The sequence below is a fragment of the uncultured Chitinophaga sp. genome, assembly GCF_902168175.1.
Taxonomy (GTDB): Bacteria; Bacteroidota; Bacteroidia; order Chitinophagales; family Chitinophagaceae; genus Chitinophaga.
Window position 1 is genome coordinate 444,382 of the sequence record NZ_CABHOU010000095.1, and the last position, 16,549, is coordinate 460,930.

8 protein-coding genes are annotated in these 16,549 nt (G+C 49.1%); all 8 read left to right on the top strand.

Annotation, left to right across the window (positions count from 1 at the left end):
* The first annotated feature begins 77 nt into the window (after nucleotides 1-77).
* Nucleotides 78-2,393 carry an NADP-dependent malic enzyme gene (locus QZT80_RS23130; protein ID WP_295127946.1) on the top strand — a complete coding sequence of 772 codons (2,316 nt, stop codon included), beginning with the start codon at nucleotides 78-80 and terminating at the stop codon, nucleotides 2,391-2,393.
* A 232-nt stretch (nucleotides 2,394-2,625) separates the two neighbouring features.
* Nucleotides 2,626-3,657 (top strand): hypothetical protein, encoded by a 1,032-nt coding sequence (locus QZT80_RS23135; RefSeq protein ID WP_295127949.1) that lies wholly within the window; start codon nucleotides 2,626-2,628, stop codon nucleotides 3,655-3,657.
* Between the two features lie 109 nt (nucleotides 3,658-3,766).
* The gene (locus tag QZT80_RS23140) at nucleotides 3,767-4,510 is read left to right on the top strand and encodes an ABC transporter permease (protein ID WP_295127952.1); all 744 of its coding nucleotides are present in this window, start codon (nucleotides 3,767-3,769) and stop codon (nucleotides 4,508-4,510) included.
* A gap of 15 nt (nucleotides 4,511-4,525) precedes the next feature.
* Nucleotides 4,526-5,365 (top strand): ABC transporter ATP-binding protein, encoded by an 840-nt coding sequence (locus QZT80_RS23145; protein WP_295127956.1) that lies wholly within the window; start codon nucleotides 4,526-4,528, stop codon nucleotides 5,363-5,365.
* Nucleotides 5,366-5,453: 88 nt separating this feature from the next.
* Nucleotides 5,454-6,335 (top strand): succinate--CoA ligase subunit alpha, encoded by an 882-nt coding sequence (sucD, locus tag QZT80_RS23150; protein ID WP_295127959.1) that lies wholly within the window; start codon nucleotides 5,454-5,456, stop codon nucleotides 6,333-6,335.
* Nucleotides 6,336-6,780: 445 nt separating this feature from the next.
* Complete coding sequence (locus QZT80_RS23155; protein ID WP_295127962.1) at nucleotides 6,781-12,795, top strand: alpha-2-macroglobulin family protein; 6,015 nt, start codon at nucleotides 6,781-6,783, stop codon at nucleotides 12,793-12,795.
* Between the two features lie 141 nt (nucleotides 12,796-12,936).
* Nucleotides 12,937-13,983: an FAD-binding oxidoreductase gene (locus QZT80_RS23160; protein ID WP_295127963.1), complete on the top strand. Its 1,047-nt coding sequence runs from the start codon at nucleotides 12,937-12,939 to the stop codon at nucleotides 13,981-13,983.
* Nucleotides 13,984-14,080: 97 nt separating this feature from the next.
* Nucleotides 14,081-15,829 (top strand): aspartate--tRNA ligase, encoded by a 1,749-nt coding sequence (gene aspS, locus QZT80_RS23165; protein ID WP_295127965.1) that lies wholly within the window; start codon nucleotides 14,081-14,083, stop codon nucleotides 15,827-15,829.
* Nucleotides 15,830-16,549 lie beyond the last annotated feature (720 nt).

Here is a 16,549-nt window from a genome sequence, read left to right on the forward strand (position 1 = left end):
AATATTACGAACCTGCACGAACGTTCTAGAAGCCGGTTGTGCCAGACTTCGTATATTGCACGCCCAATTAGGAATTTATGGCAAGAAAACTAAACAAGCAGGATGCGCTGGATTACCACGCTATGGGGAAGCCAGGAAAGATCGAAGTCATTCCTACTAAAAACACCAAAACACAATGGGACCTTTCGCTCGCTTACTCTCCCGGCGTAGCAGAACCCTGTAAAGAGATTCATGCAGATGTGGAGAATGTGTACAAATACACTGCCAAAGGTAACCTGGTTGCGGTGATCAGTAACGGAACAGCAGTACTTGGCCTGGGTGATATTGGCCCCGAAGCGAGTAAACCCGTAATGGAGGGTAAGGGCGTGCTGTTCAAGATCTTCGCTGATATTGACGTGTTTGACATCGAGCTGAACTCCCGAAACGTAGACGAGTTTGTGCAGGTGGTAAAAGCGCTGGAGCCCACTTTCGGTGGAATTAACCTGGAAGATATTAAAAGTCCGGAGTGCTTTGCGATCGAAGAGCGCCTGCGTAAGGAGCTGAAAATCCCCATTATGCACGACGACCAGCACGGTACGGCCATTATTTCCTCGGCTGCCCTGCTGAATGCACTGGAACTCGTTAAAAAGAAAATAGAGAAAGCAAAGTTCGTGATCAATGGTGCCGGAGCCGCGGCTATGGCTTGTGTAAAGCTGTATGTGGCCCTTGGCGCCAAACCGGAGAACTTCATTATGTTCGATAAGGATGGGGTGCTTAATAAAGCCCGTACCGACCTCGATGCCATGAAGCTGGTATTTGCCACTTCCTCCAAAGCCACCAATCTTACCGAGGCACTGAAAGGCGCTGACGTATTTGTAGGGCTCTCCGTAGGCAATGTGGTAACGGCAGAGATGGTGAAGGTAATGGGTAAACACCCGATCGTGTTCGCGATGGCCAATCCTGATCCCGAAATTCCGTACGAAACTGCTATCGCTGCCCGTCCCGATATTATCATGGCTACAGGCCGGTCCGACTATCCTAACCAGGTAAACAACGTACTGGGTTTCCCTTACATCTTCCGCGGTGCGCTGGATGTGCGCGCCACACAGATTAACGAGGAGATGAAACTGGCCGCAGTCCGCGCATTGGCTGAACTCACCAAGTCGCCAGTGCCCGATATCGTGAACCTGGCTTACAACGAACGTAATATTGTATTTGGTTCCAACTATATTATTCCCAAACCGCTTGATCCGCGCCTGCTGAGCACTGTTGCTCCGGCTGTGGCCAAAGCTGCAATGGAAAGTGGTGTAGCTACCGCCCCGATCACCGATTGGGAAGCGTATAAAGAAGTACTGAATAAACGCCTGGGTCTGGATAACCAACTGTTCCGCGTGATTGGTACCAAAGCCCGTAAAGACCCACGTCGTGTGGTATTTGCCGAGGCCGACAACTTAAAGATCCTGAAAGCGGCGCAGGTGGTAAACGACGAAGGCATTGCCTTCCCGATACTGCTGGGTAACGAAAAGAAAATCCGGGCGCTGGCCGCCGAAAATGGTATCGATATCGAAGATATTGAGATCATTGATCCGAAGAGCGATGAAATGCACGATAAACGCCACTACTATGGCGAGTTATTCTTCAAAAAACGCCAGCGTAAGGGTTTTAACCTCTATGAAGCCAAAAAGATCATGCGCGAGCGTAACTATTTTGGCTGTATGATGGTGGAAACCGGCGATGCAGACGCGCTGATTTCAGGTCTTACCAGGAAGTACCCCGATACGATCCGTCCGGCGTTGCAGGTGATTGGTATGGAAGAAGGCGTGAAACGTGTGGCAGGTATGTATATCATCAATACCAAACGTGGCCCGTTGTTCCTGGCTGATACTACGGTGAACTTTAATCCAACGGCAGAAGAGCTGGCGGAGATTACACATATGGTGGCCAAAGAGGTCCGCCAGTTCAACATCACACCAAGGATTGCGATGGTATCTTACTCCAACTTCGGGTCCAGCCAAACACCGGAGGCGCAGTTAGTGAGCAAGGCGAGAGAGCTGGTAAAGCAGAAGGACCCTTCGCTGTGTGTAGATGGTGAGATACAGGCGGCCATGGCCTTCAACAAGGAGATACTGAAAGATAACTATCCGTTCTCCGAACTGATAGAAGGTGACACCAACACCCTCATCTTCCCCAACCTTACTGCTGGTAACGTAGCTTACAACCTGTTACAGGAAGTGGCCGGTTTCGACTCTATCGGGCCTGTTCTGCTGGGTATGAAGAAGCCTGTACACATTTTGCAACTGGGCAGTACCGTACGGCAAATCGTAAACGTGGTGCTGATTGCGGTAGTAGATGCGCAGACGAAGTGTTGCAGCAATGTGGTGGAGGAAGAGAAAGGAAAGAAGAAGAAAAAATAAAGAAGTTTGATAGATGAAATCCCCTGGCTGATTGGCCGGGGGATTTTTGTTTCCGGTATATACACCAAAAACGTTTATTCAGTTTCATGGAGTTGTGCCGGCTCTTAAACGTGCTTTTGCTGCTCAAGATTTGAGGTGTGTACAGCGCCCACGATGATTAAAACATTGGCGTACACACAATTCCTCCCAAACCCTCTCTCCCCATTTCCCAAACGTTTCGTAATTTCCCGGTATGCAGGAAATCACACGTAAAAAGATATTCTTCCCGCTTACACCCGCTTTCAGGAAATACCTGAAGCTGTATGAAAGGGAAATTAAACTGCCTGTATCGTATGAGGAACTGAAGTACTACGAGTACGGGTTCCCGTTATATGATAAGCAGGGGAAAGATACATTGTGGGAAACCGTGGTGTACCCGCAGAATATGGTGGGGCAACTGCATGCCGGCCTCAAACGTATCTATTCCATCTTTAAAGCGGGAGGCGACCAGGATGCGGAAGAACACCTGCATATCGAACGTATCGATTACTGCACCTTCGGTAACTCGCATCCTTTTCGCGTAAAGGTGGTGAACAATTATAACGAGGTATACGATTACTTCTACGTTAAAGTAGCCGATGCTTCCCGCATCTACGGCCTCGAACTGGAGCATATCCTGTCGCCTTACTGGATGAGTTTTCTCGTAGACGGAAATACCCTGATCGAAGAACATATAGCTGGCGTGCCCGGCGACCAGTTCATATCAGGGTACCTGGGTTTGCCTGAGTTCAACCCTAAACGTATAGCCAAAGAGTTCGTGAAGTTTAATGAACGCTGTTTCGTCCGCCTGCTGGGCGATATGCGGTCGTATAACTTCGTGTTTGATATTACCCCTGACTTCGACGATGTACAGTTCCGCATACGCGCCATCGACTTTGACCAACAGTTTTACGAGGGCAAAAAGACCTTATACATGCCGCAGTTCTTTAAAGAGAACCGGGTATTCGTGGAACTGGCTATGCAACACCTGAACGCCGAAACCGTGAAACAGTATCAGCAGGAAGAAAGGTCGCTGATTGCCCGCCGCCTGAAGGTACAGCGGCACCGCATTAAGGATTTGAGGGATGTGATCATGACCGACCGTGTATCCCTGCCCGAGAAGATACAGCAGTTGGGCGAGGAACTGGCGCTGCACTACGAAGATCCGGTTTTTGCCAAATGCCGTACGATGGGCGAGATTATCGAGCGGAGCCTGAAACGCCTGTTGGTAAAAAGTTTACGCTAAAATAACATGGCCCGATACTTGGGCGTATTTGCCGATGGGGCGAGATTTCCCGGTAATACTTGTGCCGGTAACATATTACTAAACCCGTTTTCCCTATCTTTGAACAGTTATGGAGTTTAAGTTTTTCTACCATTTTGGTAAGTATGTGCTGATGCTGAAAGGCATGTTTACGAAGCCCGAGAACATACGGATGTATTGGAAAGAGTTCATGCAGCAATGTAATGACATAGGTGTTGGGTCCACAGGCATCGTATTTATTATCTCCCTTTTTATGGGGGGCGTAACCACGCTCCAAACGGCTTACCAGTTGGTAAGTCCCATCATTCCCAAGGCTACCATCGCACAGGTGGTTAGGGATACTATCATACTTGAATTTGCACCCACGCTTACCTGCGTTATCCTCGCCGGTGTGGTTGGTTCCAAGATCGCTTCGGAGCTGGGCAACATGCGGGTATCCGAACAAATAGACGCACAGGAAATCATGGGTATCAATACCAAAGGTTACCTGCTGGCGCCTAAAATCCTTGCTGCCCTGCTCACCATTCCCTGCCTGGTAATGATTGCCGGCTTCCTGGGAATATGGGGTGGTAAAATGGCCGGTCAGTTGGCTGGCATTATCTCCAGCGAAGAATTTACACAGGGTTTGCGCCAGGAGTTCAAGGCCTACAACGTGTTTTTCGCCCTCAGTAAATCTGTCACTTTTGCCTTCATAATATCGAGCGTACCCGCTTATTACGGCTACAATGTACAGGGCGGCGCCCTGGAAATAGGTAAGGCCGGCACTACCGCAGTGGTAGTTAGCTGCGTATTGATCCTGTTCGCCGATTATGCCCTCACCGCTATATTGCTATAAAAAATACCGACGAGAATGATAGAATTGCTCAACATAAAGAAAGGTTTTGGTGATAAGGAGATCCTGAAGGATGTTACAGCCACCATGGCAGCCGGTAAGATAAACCTGATCATCGGGTCCAGCGGGAGCGGCAAAACCGTGCTGATGAAGTGTATAGTGGGGCTGATAGAGGTGGATAGCGGCAAAGTATTGTATAGCGGGCAAGACTTTACCGCTATGGATAACCACCAGCGCAAAGAGATCCGTAAAGAAATAGGCATGCTGTTCCAGGGTTCGGCCCTGTTTGATAGTATGACAGTGGAGCAGAACGTGATGTTCCCGCTCGATATGTTCAGCAGCGAGCGTCTGCGTGATAAAAAGAAGCGTGTGCAGGAAGTACTCGACCGTGTAAACCTGAATGAAGCGGGGAAAAAGTTTCCTGCCGAAATAAGCGGTGGTATGAAAAAGAGGGTGGGTATTGCCCGGGCTATCGTACTTAACCCCAAATACCTGTTTTGCGACGAACCTAACTCCGGCCTGGACCCCCAAACATCCCTGGTAATAGATAAACTCATTAAGGAACTGACCGTAGAATATAATATCACCACGGTGATGAACACCCACGATATGAACACCGTAATGGAAAGCGGCGACCATATCGTTTACATGTTCGAGGGCAAAAAGCAGTGGGAAGGCAATAATGAAGAAATCATTTTTAGCAAGGATAAGCGCCTGAATGACTTCATTTTCGCCTCCGAATTCCTCCAGGATGCCAAGGAAATGCGCCAAATGGAGGTGTTTAAGGATAAAAACTGGCGTGATAAGCTGAAAGCCAGTAACGACCAGTTGGACGCCGACAGGGAGGAGAAACGCTAAATTTCCCCCTATTTCTTATCTCCTTTTCCTTATTTTTGTCCGGCTGTTTTCAATAGCTCAATATAATTTAATCAATAAATCAAGCGCGATGAGTGTTTTAGTTAATAAGCATAGCAAAGTAATTGTGCAGGGATTTACCGGTACTGAAGGTACTTTCCATGCTACACAGATGATCGAGTACGGTACGCAGGTGGTAGGCGGTGTTACACCCGGTAAAGGTGGTTCCAAGCACCTGGAACGCCCTGTATTTAATACAGTGGCCGACGCCGTAAAGGAAACAGGCGCCAACGTTTCCATCATTTTTGTACCTCCTGCCTTTGCTGCCGATGCTATTATGGAAGCTACGGAAGCTGGTATTGCGCTGGTGGTTTGTATTACAGAAGGCATTCCCGTGCAGGACATGGTGAAAGCTAAAAATTATCTCCAGGGTAGAAGCACCCGCCTCATTGGCCCTAACTGTCCCGGTGTAATTACTGCAGAAGAAGCTAAAGTAGGCATCATGCCAGGCTTCATCTTCAAAAAAGGACGCATTGGTATCGTTTCTAAATCCGGTACTCTTACATATGAAGCTGCAGATCAGGTAGTTAAAGCTGGTCTGGGTATCTCTACCGCTATCGGTATTGGCGGCGACCCCATCATCGGTACCCCTACCAAAGATGCGGTTGAACTGCTGATGAACGACCCTGAAACCGACGCTATTATCATGATCGGTGAGATCGGTGGTAGCATGGAGGCAGAAGCCGCTCATTACATCAAAGAACACGGAACTAAACCTGTAGTAGGTTTCATCGCCGGCCAAACAGCGCCTCCGGGTCGTCGTATGGGTCACGCTGGTGCCATCATTGGTGGTGCAGATGATACTGCTGCCGCTAAAATGAAGATCATGAGCGAATGCGGTGTTCACGTTGTGGCCAGCCCTGCGGACATTGGCAAGAAAATGGCCGAAGTGCTGAAAGGTGTTCCTGCCTGATAAGAACAAAGATTCTTTTTAATATGGTGAGAGAGGTACTGTTAAGGTGCCTCTCTTTTTTTTGAGATCAGCGGTGGTGGTACTATTGGGCCGCCGTTGTGTCACTCCCTTCAACTGTTTGAACATTATTGGGCAGAAACTAAGCACCACTGCCCGCGTTAGCGGGCACACAATATAGTTTAGCATCCGCAGCGTCTCGCACTACGCAATAGCCTGTTGTACCGCGCAACAAACCTAAAGGTCACTCCCTTCAGCGGCGGTAACGACATTGGGCCAACGTTTGGTTCTTCCATGGCGGCGGTGTATACACCGCATCCTCCAACCCGCTCACAACAGAAAAATAATCCCCCCGCCCTTATGCAATCCACCCGTTTTCTACATCATTAACCGGAAGGGCCGGTTACCCTTATCCGCAAAATCATTACATTACTCTAAAAATCACCCTATGTTTAATCGCCTGGCTATTATTATTGCTTGTTTGTTCTTCAGCCAGCAACTGGCCGCCCAGCAATTTGATTACGATGCACACTGGGGCAAAGTAAATGAGTATTATGAAAAATCGCTGCCCAAATCGGCCTTAAAGGAACTGGAGGTTATATACGCCCGCGCCCTTAAAGATGATAGCGAGGTAAACTGGCTCAAAGCCCTGCTGCTACAGGCCCGTATGCATTCAGACATCGACCGCGAAAACGTAGACAGCTACCTGGCCCTCATCAACCAAAGCATTCCGCTGGCTAAACCATCTGCAAAGGCCATCCTGTACAGCATGAAGGGGGAAATACTTTGGGTATTCCTGCAACAGCACCAATACAAAATTCAAAGCCGCACCAAACTGGATATCGACACCGCCCGAGATATAAAGAGCTGGGGCCCCGACAGGCTGCATGAAGAGATCAGTAAAGCATATCACGCCTCCCTGGCCGATCCGCGCATGTTACAACAACGTGATATCAAACATTATGATGATATCCTGTTACGGGAAAACAATACCCAGGTTATGCAACCAACGCTGTACGACCTGCTCAGCACACGCGCGCTCAGTTACTACAGTTCCGGCGGCAATTCGGGGTACAATGCCGCCTCCCGCTTTTATATCAGTGATAAAATGGCCTACGCCCCCGTGGCCGGCTTCATCAAACATACATTTACCAACCCCGATACACTGTCGACCCTGCGCTACGAAGCCCTGCAACTACACCAGCAGGTATTAGCGTTTAAACTGGCTTCGGGATCGCGGGAGGCTATGTTGCATGCAGACCTTGCCCGTATCGATTTTGTGAAGGCTAACGATGCCATTCAGTATGAGTCTGATCAAACCCCTTACCAGCAAACCCTGGAGCGTATGCTTAAGGAGTACGAGGGCCTGCCGGAACAGGGTGAAGTTTATTACAGGCTGGCCCAGCACATATACAGCACCGCCGGTGCAGCCGATAGAAAAGAGAAGCTGGAGCAGGTGCTTGCTTATTGCAGAAAAGCAATGGAGCAATACCCTGGTACGCAAGGCGCGGTTAACAGCGAACGGTTGCTGATCGAAATTACCAATCCCACCATATCGTTCATCATCAATAAGGTGAATATACCGGGCAAACCTTTCCTGGCCCTGGTAAACTATAAAAACGTGAGCGCGGTACACTTTCGCGTTGTTCAACTCGACAGTGCATTCTATAAATTATGGAAGCTCGGTGTGTATGGAAATAAAGGCATCTGGAAGTTACTGAGCGGAAAACCGGCGCTTAAGTCGTGGATACAGCCTGTGCCTAACCCGGGCGATTACAATAATCATACTGCCGAAGTGAAAATAGATGCACTGCCCAATGGTCACTACCTGCTATTGGCATCGGACGCTGCTACATTTGAGGTAGACAGTAACAGCGTGGCATTACAGGAGCTGGGAATTTCTTCCTTATCCTACTTTCACAATCAGAACAAGCTGTTTGTAGTGGATCGTGAAAACGGTAAACCCATCGGAAAAGCAAGGGTGTTTTTTGCCACTTCAAAACAAACACGGTATACAGATGCAGTAGGCATGGTGCAGTTGCCCGTAATAAACCGTTGGGAACAATCGCTGGAAATCAGCAAGGGGGATGATACATTGTACGCAGACGGATTGTACGGCAACTCGCCACAGGGCGCATTAAAAGAGAAGTCTGTAAAGATTCTGTTTTTCACCGACCGCAGTATTTACCGTCCGGGCCAAACAGTGTATTTCAAAGGAATTGTAACCGATCATGATAGCGAAAAGGCCGGGCCCGACAAGTTAAAGGTGGGTTATACCAGTCGCCTCGCTCTTTTAGATAGCAATGGGGACGAAGTAGACACCATCGAGGTAAAAACGAATGAGTACGGCTCCTACGCAGGCAGCTTTAAAATACCAACCGGTTTGTTAAATGGTACATTCGAAATTGAGGACGAGGAAGAGGGGGAAGTGCATTCCATTAAGGTGGAAGAATATAAACGTCCGAAATTTTCCATCGCTTTCGATACCGTCAGGGCGAATTATCGCGCCGGCGATACGATACGGGTAAAAGGTACGGCCACAGCGTTAAGCGGCAGTGTAATAGATGGCGCGCACGTGGAATATAAAGTTGCTCTTTCCACGTCGTATTATACACCTTATAACAGGCGTGGTATAATACCGGGCGTTAGGGAGGAAAACCTGGTGACAAAAGGTGAAACTTCAACCGATAGTGCGGGTAATTTCTACTTCAGTTTTATAACCGATACGATCACTTTGACGAACGGACGTGAGTTACAGAATTATCTGTCAAGTGTGGCGGTTACTGATCGTAACGGGGAAACGAGAGAAGAAGATCTGTCTGTAAATGTAGCGCGTAAGTCGATAGTAACGAGCCTGAGCGTAGGCGTAGATAAAAAGAGAGATAGTGTGGGAATTTGGTCAACTACGGAGAACTATGCCGGTTATCGTATCGCCACGCCGGTAACATTACGTATTACCCGTCTGCAACCGCCTGCAGTGGCTAAACGCAGCCGTATCTGGCAGGTGCCCGACCAGTTCGTTATGCAGCAGGAGGAATTTGAGAGATACTTTCCCAATGATCATTATAAAGCTGAGGGAAGCTCTGAAAACTGGCCACGTGCAGAGGAAGTATGGAATAAAAAATACGATAGTATAGCCCCGTACATGAAGCTAAACGCTAAACACTGGAAAGACGGATTGTACCTGTTTGAACTGGCAGGCATAGATGCGCGCGGCGACTCTGTGTACAGTAAAACAGCAAAGCTGGTGGAAGATGAAAGCAAACCTTCGCTCACAATTCCAGCTTACTTATGGCAGCCCGATGCGTATGTTACGGGCAAACCGGGCGAAACGGTTTACACATCAATTGGGTCCGCTGCGAAAGATGTAAATATCCTGCAGATCATCACCCGTAATTACAAACATACGTTCAGCTGGAAAAGCCTTTCCGCGGAAAGAAAGCGTTATGGCGTGGAGCTGCGGAAAGAGGATGATAAAGGGCTGGATGTAGAGTACGTATTTGTAAAAGACAATCGTTTATACACCAGCCGGCAACATATTCCGGTACTGCCGGAAAATACGCAGTTAAAACTGCAGTTTGCCACTTTCAGAAATAAACTGGAGCCGGGGGATCAACAAACCTGGCAGATAAGTATAAAAGACGAAAAGAAACAAAAGGTGCAGGCAGAAATGCTGGCCGCCATGTACGACGCGTCGCTTGACCAGCTTTACTCCCATCAATGGAACACCCCGGCTTTTTACAGCAATCATTACTCGTACTACAGCAATTGGACAAACGAAGCCTTTTCGTCAGGATATAGCACGAACTGGTATAAGGTGCAGCGCAGGCAAACATTGACGAAGTCATTTGAGAACGTGCAACTGAACTGGTTCGGATGGAGCTATCGTGGCATTGCGGATGGGCATATCATGATTCGTGGCATGGCCAGTGCTCCGGTGGCTGATAGCCAGGGCCTCAATGAAGTGGTCGTGGTTGGATACGGTGTGCAGAAAAGAGCGAGTGTTACCGGCGCTGTGAGTTCGGTAGCGATATATGGGTCGAGGGCTGCAGATGCGTTGGATATTGCTTTGGAAGGCCGTGTTGCCGGTGTGGCAGTAGCGCCCGCCCCTCCGCCCGCACCAGCTTCTAAAGCCGCTCCCACCGTTCGTAAAAACCTCCAGGAAACCGCGTTCTTCCTACCGCAGTTACGTACCGATGCAAAAGGCGGTATCACATTCAGCTTCACTTCCCCCGAAGCACTTACCAAATGGCGCTTTATGGCCATGGCGCATACAAGAAATATGCAGTCGGGTTACCTGGAAACCAGTGTAGTGACGCAAAAAACATTAATGGTGCAACCCAATGCCCCACGCTTCTTCCGCGAAGGCGATAAGATAGATCTAACAGTGAAGATCAGCAGTCTTGCCGACAAAGAACTCATCGGGCAGGCACGCCTCGAATTACTGAACGCTGCTACTATGCAACCCGTAGACGGCTGGTTCCAGAATGTTTTTCCTACACAGCACTTCACAGTTAAAGCGCGTCAAAGCACGGCGGTGAGCTTCCCGCTGCAAATACCTTTCGGTTATAACGAAGCGCTGGTATACCGGGTTGTGGCCGAAGCAGGCGATTTCAGCGATGGAGAAGAAAATGCACTGCCTGTACTCAGCAATCGTATGCTGGTAACAGAAACAATGCCGTTACCTGTGCAAGGCAGCGAGCCTGTGACCTTCAATATGGAGAAACTGCTGCAAAGCGACACCACTGAAGGTTTACAGCAACATGCACTTACGGTGGAGTTCACAGGCAACCCGGTTTGGAATGCCATTAAATCGCTGCCTTACCTGATGGAGTACCCCTATGAATGCGCAGAGCAGAATTTTAACCGCTTCTATGCAAACGCTATCGGCTCTCATTTAGTAAACAGCGCGCCGCGTGTAAAAGCCATATTTGATCAATGGCAGGCCGATACGTCTGCTATGGTCAGCAAACTGGAATTAAATGAGGAACTGAAGTCGGCCTTGTTACAGGAAACGCCCTGGGTGCTGGAAGCGAAGAACGAAGCTGAACAACACCGCCGCCTTGCCTTGTTATTCGATCTCTCGCTGATGGAACGCTCTATGGATGCGTTGAAACTGAAATTGAGATCGGTGCAGAACAGCGACGGCTCTTTCTCCTGGTTTAAAGATATGCCGGGCAATTATTACATCACGCAATACATTGCCAGCGGCTTCGGGCATCTCAGGCAACTGGGCATTACATTGGTGGAGAAAGATGAAGAGGTGAAAGTGATGATGCACGATGCAATTAATTACCTCGATCTGCAAATACTTAACCGCTATAAAGAAGATCTGAAAAATAAGACCAGTTCTTATTACAGTATGGTGTACCATTTATACATGCGCAGCTTCTACAAAGACTGGGTGATACCTGCTGTGAGTAAGCCTGCATACGACCATTACTTTAAACAGGTAAAAGAGAACTGGCGTAAGTACAGCACTTACAGTAAAGGTCTGGCTGCCCTGGCCTTATACCGCGAAGGTGATGAGAAAACTGCACAGGCAATACTCGCATCTGTAAAAGAACATGCTGTAGAAACACCCGGCCAAGGCGCTTACTGGAAAGAAGATTGGGGTTACTACTGGTACCAGGCCCCCGTGGAAACACAGGCGTTAATGATTGAGGCATTCAGCACGGTTACCAAAGACAGCAAATTTGTAACAGCGCTTAAAACCTGGTTGCTGAAAAACAAACAGACTAATAGCTGGAACACGACCAAAGCTACCGCAGAAGCCTGCTTCGCACTGCTGTTAGGTAACGACTGGCTGAGCGAAGAACAGCAGGTGCAGATCAAACTCGGTAAACAGGTAATTGATTCCCGCGAACAAAAACGCGAAGCTGGTACGGGGTATTTCAAGAAACGTTACGAAGGAAAAGAGGTAACGGCCGATATGGGCAAGGTAACGATACAGTTGCAGAACAGCACTGGTCAGCCTGCCTGGGGAGGCCTGTACTGGCAGTACTTCCAGGATATGGATAAGATTACGCCTTCGGCAACACCGCTTACGCTGGAAAAGGAATTGTACATACAGCGCACCGGCAGCAAAGGCACGGAACTGACTAAAATCACGGAGGGTAACCCATTAAAGGTGGGCGATAAAGTAACCGTTCGTATTATCATGAAAGTGCAGAAGGAAATGGAATACCTGCACCTGAAAGATATGAGGGCTGCCTGCTTCGAGCCGGTGAACGTATTAAGCGGTTACCGCTGGCGCGATGGTGCGGGTTACTACGAAAGCACGAAAGATGCATCTACTAACTTCTTCTTTGCTGAAGTACGCCCGGGTACTTATGTATTCGAATACCCGGTGTTCGTAACGCACACCGGTACTTATTCCAATGGCATCAGTTCTGTGCAGAGCATGTATGCGCCGGAGTTCAGCGCACACAGTGCGGGCATTAAGGTGAAGGTAACGGAGTAATCACATCCACATAAAAGAAAGGGGGCATGTACTACACGTGCCCCCTTTCTTATGTCTGCCCCCAGGCTTACTAAAAAAGACCATTCCAGACAAATAATCCCCCCCATTCTTTTTTAAAACAGAATTTCTCACCTTTGCCGGATGCAAACCGATTTTATCATTGTAGGACAAGGCATTGCGGGTACCATGCTGAGCTGGTTCCTGTTGCAGGAGGGGAAAAGTGTGCAGGTGTTTGATGTGGAAAAGCCGAACAGTTCGTCGCGCGTGGCGGCTGGTATTATGAACCCGGTGTCGGGCCGTAAGTTCGAACTGGCCTGGATGTACGATACTTTTTATCCCTTCGCTGCCGATACTTATCGCCAGATGGAGCAAAAACTGGGTATAAGCTGCTTTACGGAGCGGGATATCCTGCATATATGGCCATCGGAGCAAATGCGCGATGCCTTCGAGAAACGCCGTAATACTGCGCCGCAGAAAGAATATTTTAAACCGGCACCGCTTACTACGGATAACCTGTTTCACCAGCCTCTCGGCACTGCTATGGTAAAGGGGGCCACCCTCGACCTGCGTACGTTATTGCCCGCCTGGCGCAATCACCTGAAACAACTGGGCTGCCTGCACGAAGAAGAGGTAGATGTAATGCAACTGGCCATGGATGGCGACTGCCTGAAGTATAAAGACATTACGGCCAGTTACGTGATCTTCTGCGAAGGTGCCGCTATCGCCCATAACTATTACCTGAACGAAATACAGTTCCTGCTCAATAAAGGCGAAGCCCTGCTGGTGAAAGTACCGGGCCTGGGCAACGAGCATATCGTAAAGAAAAGCATTTCGCTGGTGCCGCAGGGTAACGACTTGTACTGGGCTGGCTCCAATTTCCAGTGGGATTACGAGGATGAACTGCCGGGCGAAGCGCAGCGTAAATCGCTCGAGGCCTCCCTCGACGAGCTGTTAAAAGTGCCGTACACGGTAGAAGGGCACCTGGCGGCTATCCGTCCGAGTACTAAAAACCGGCGCCCTGCCGTTGGGCTGCACCCCACGGTGCCGCAACTGGGGGTGTTTAACGGGCTGGGCACCAAAGGATGCTCCCTGGCACCGTACCTGGGCCACCTGTTTGCTCAAAACCTGGTGAAAGAGGTCCCCATGCTGCCCGAAACGGATATTAAACGGTATTTTAACGCGCCCTGATAGAAATTAAGAACGGCAAACCGTATATTTGACGCCCTGACGGCAAAGTGCAAAAGCTGCGCTGTCAGCAAATACTAAAACGGAACAATCATAAGATATGTATAGATCGCACACTTGCGGAGAATTGCGCATGGAGCATGTTGGTCAGCAGGTTACGCTGGCCGGCTGGGTACAGACTTTAAGGAAATTTGGCAGTATTACGTTTGTCGATCTGCGCGACCGGTACGGCATCACGCAATTGTTGCTGGACGAAAATCTGAGCCAGCAGTTGGATAACCAGCCGCTTGGCCGTGAGTTTGTGATACAGGTGAAAGGTACTGTTACCGAACGTACCGCTAAAAACAAGAATATCCCTACCGGCGAAATAGAAATTACCGCTACGGAATATACCATCCTGAACGGCGCTAAAACGCCTCCCTTCACTATACAGGACGATACCGACGGTGGCGATGAGCTGCGCATGAAGTACCGTTACCTCGACCTTCGCCGTAATGCGGTGAAGCAAAACCTGGAACTGCGCTACCGCGTTAACCGCGCTGCCCGCAACTTCCTCGACAGCAGAGGTTTTATGGATATTGAAACGCCTTTCCTCATTAAATCGACCCCGGAAGGTGCCCGCGACTTCGTGGTGCCCAGCCGTATGAACGATAACCAGTTCTACGCCCTGCCACAATCGCCCCAAACCTTTAAGCAGCTCCTGATGGTGAGCGGTTACGACCGTTACTACCAGGTAGTGAAGTGCTTCCGCGATGAGGACTTACGCGCCGACCGCCAGCCGGAGTTTACGCAGATCGACTGTGAAATGAGCTTCGTGGAGCAGGAAGACATCCTCAACACCTTTGAGGGTATGACCAAATATATCTTTAAAGAGATCAAAGGCATTGAAATAAACGAGGCCTTCCCACGTATGACCTGGGAAGATGCCATGAAATACTACGGTAACGACAAACCTGATATCCGTTTCGAAATGAAACTGGTCGACTTTACAACTGCTGCCCAGGGCAACGGTTTTAAAGTGTTTGACGATGCCGAACTGGTAGTAGCGATCACCGCCAAAGGCTGCGCCGAGTACACCCGTAAACAACTCGACGAATTGACTGACTGGGTAAAACGCCCCCAGATCGGTATGAGCGGCCTCATTTACATCCGTTACGGTGCCGATGGGTCGCTGAAAAGCTCTGTAGATAAGTTTTTCGATGAAACTAAACTGAAAGGTTTTGTAGAACTGGCGAAGGCAGAACCGGGCGATCTGATCCTGGTACTGGCTGGTAGAGAAGAACGTACCCGTAAAGCCATGAGCGAATTGCGCCTCGAAATGGGCGAGCGTCTGGGCCTGCGTGATAAAACGGTGTTTGCCCCACTGTGGGTGATCGACTTCCCGCTGTTTGAGTACGCGGAGGAAGAGAACCGTTGGGTAGCACGTCACCATCCGTTTACTTCGCCCAAACCGGAGCATATTGAATGGATGAACGATCTGAGCAAATATGCGGACATTAAGGCCAATGCCTACGACATCGTACTGAATGGTACCGAGATCGGCGGCGGTTCTATCCGTATTTTCCAGCGCGATTTGCAGGAAAAGATGTTTGCCGCACTGGGTATGAGCCCTGAAGAAGCCAATCACAAATTTGGCTTCCTGCTGGGTGCATTCGAGTATGGCGCGCCTCCGCATGGTGGTATCGCCTTCGGTTTCGACCGCCTTTGCTCCCTGCTGGGTGGCAGCGAAAGCATCCGCGACTTCATCGCCTTCCCGAAAAACAACTCCGGCCGCGATGTAATGCTGGACGCTCCGAGCGAAATAGACCAGGTACAGCTCGATGAGCTGAAGCTGGTGCTCAAAAAGTAGAAAATGGTAGTAAGTACATAAAACGCGGGTTCCGAAAGGGCCCGCTTTTTTTTGTCCCAAACAGTGGGATCTCTATTAAGCCTCCGTTGCGTCGCACTTTTCAACGGCAAACCGCTGGCCGGGCAGGAGTTTATTAGTCGTTCACTTACTGTCGCAATCACACCCGTGTGCCTGAAACGTGTCTTACCGTCCGCTCACCCTCCGCTTATCCTCCGCTTCACCATACACTCACCATACTTCCAGGCTGCTTCTTTCAAGGATCTTTATACCTCTACCTGTATCTAAACCATAGTTAACCCGTAGATAATCCGTATCTATATAGATACGGATTATCTACGGGTTATATACGGGTTATATACGGATCAAATACGGGTTAACTGACAAGTATGTGACAAAGATCTATAGGTTGTGCAGGATAGTTTCAAGGGTATCAGGTTCCCACTGATGGCCCAATGATGCTGAGCAGGGCATAGTGTATACACCGCCATAGGAGGTAAAAAGAGGGCTCAATACTGAACCCGCTGTTGAAGAGTGCGACGCAACGGCGGCCCGATAGAAATCCTAGAGCTGGGTTCCTTAAACTAGTAATGTGGAAAATTTGAAGGTTTTTAACATCGGGGTATAACCGGCTGTAACCCATTTATTTATGGCTGGAGCGAACAGGTGAAATTGTTAATTTATTGTACTTTTATCGTATATATATGCATTCTTTCTGCAATT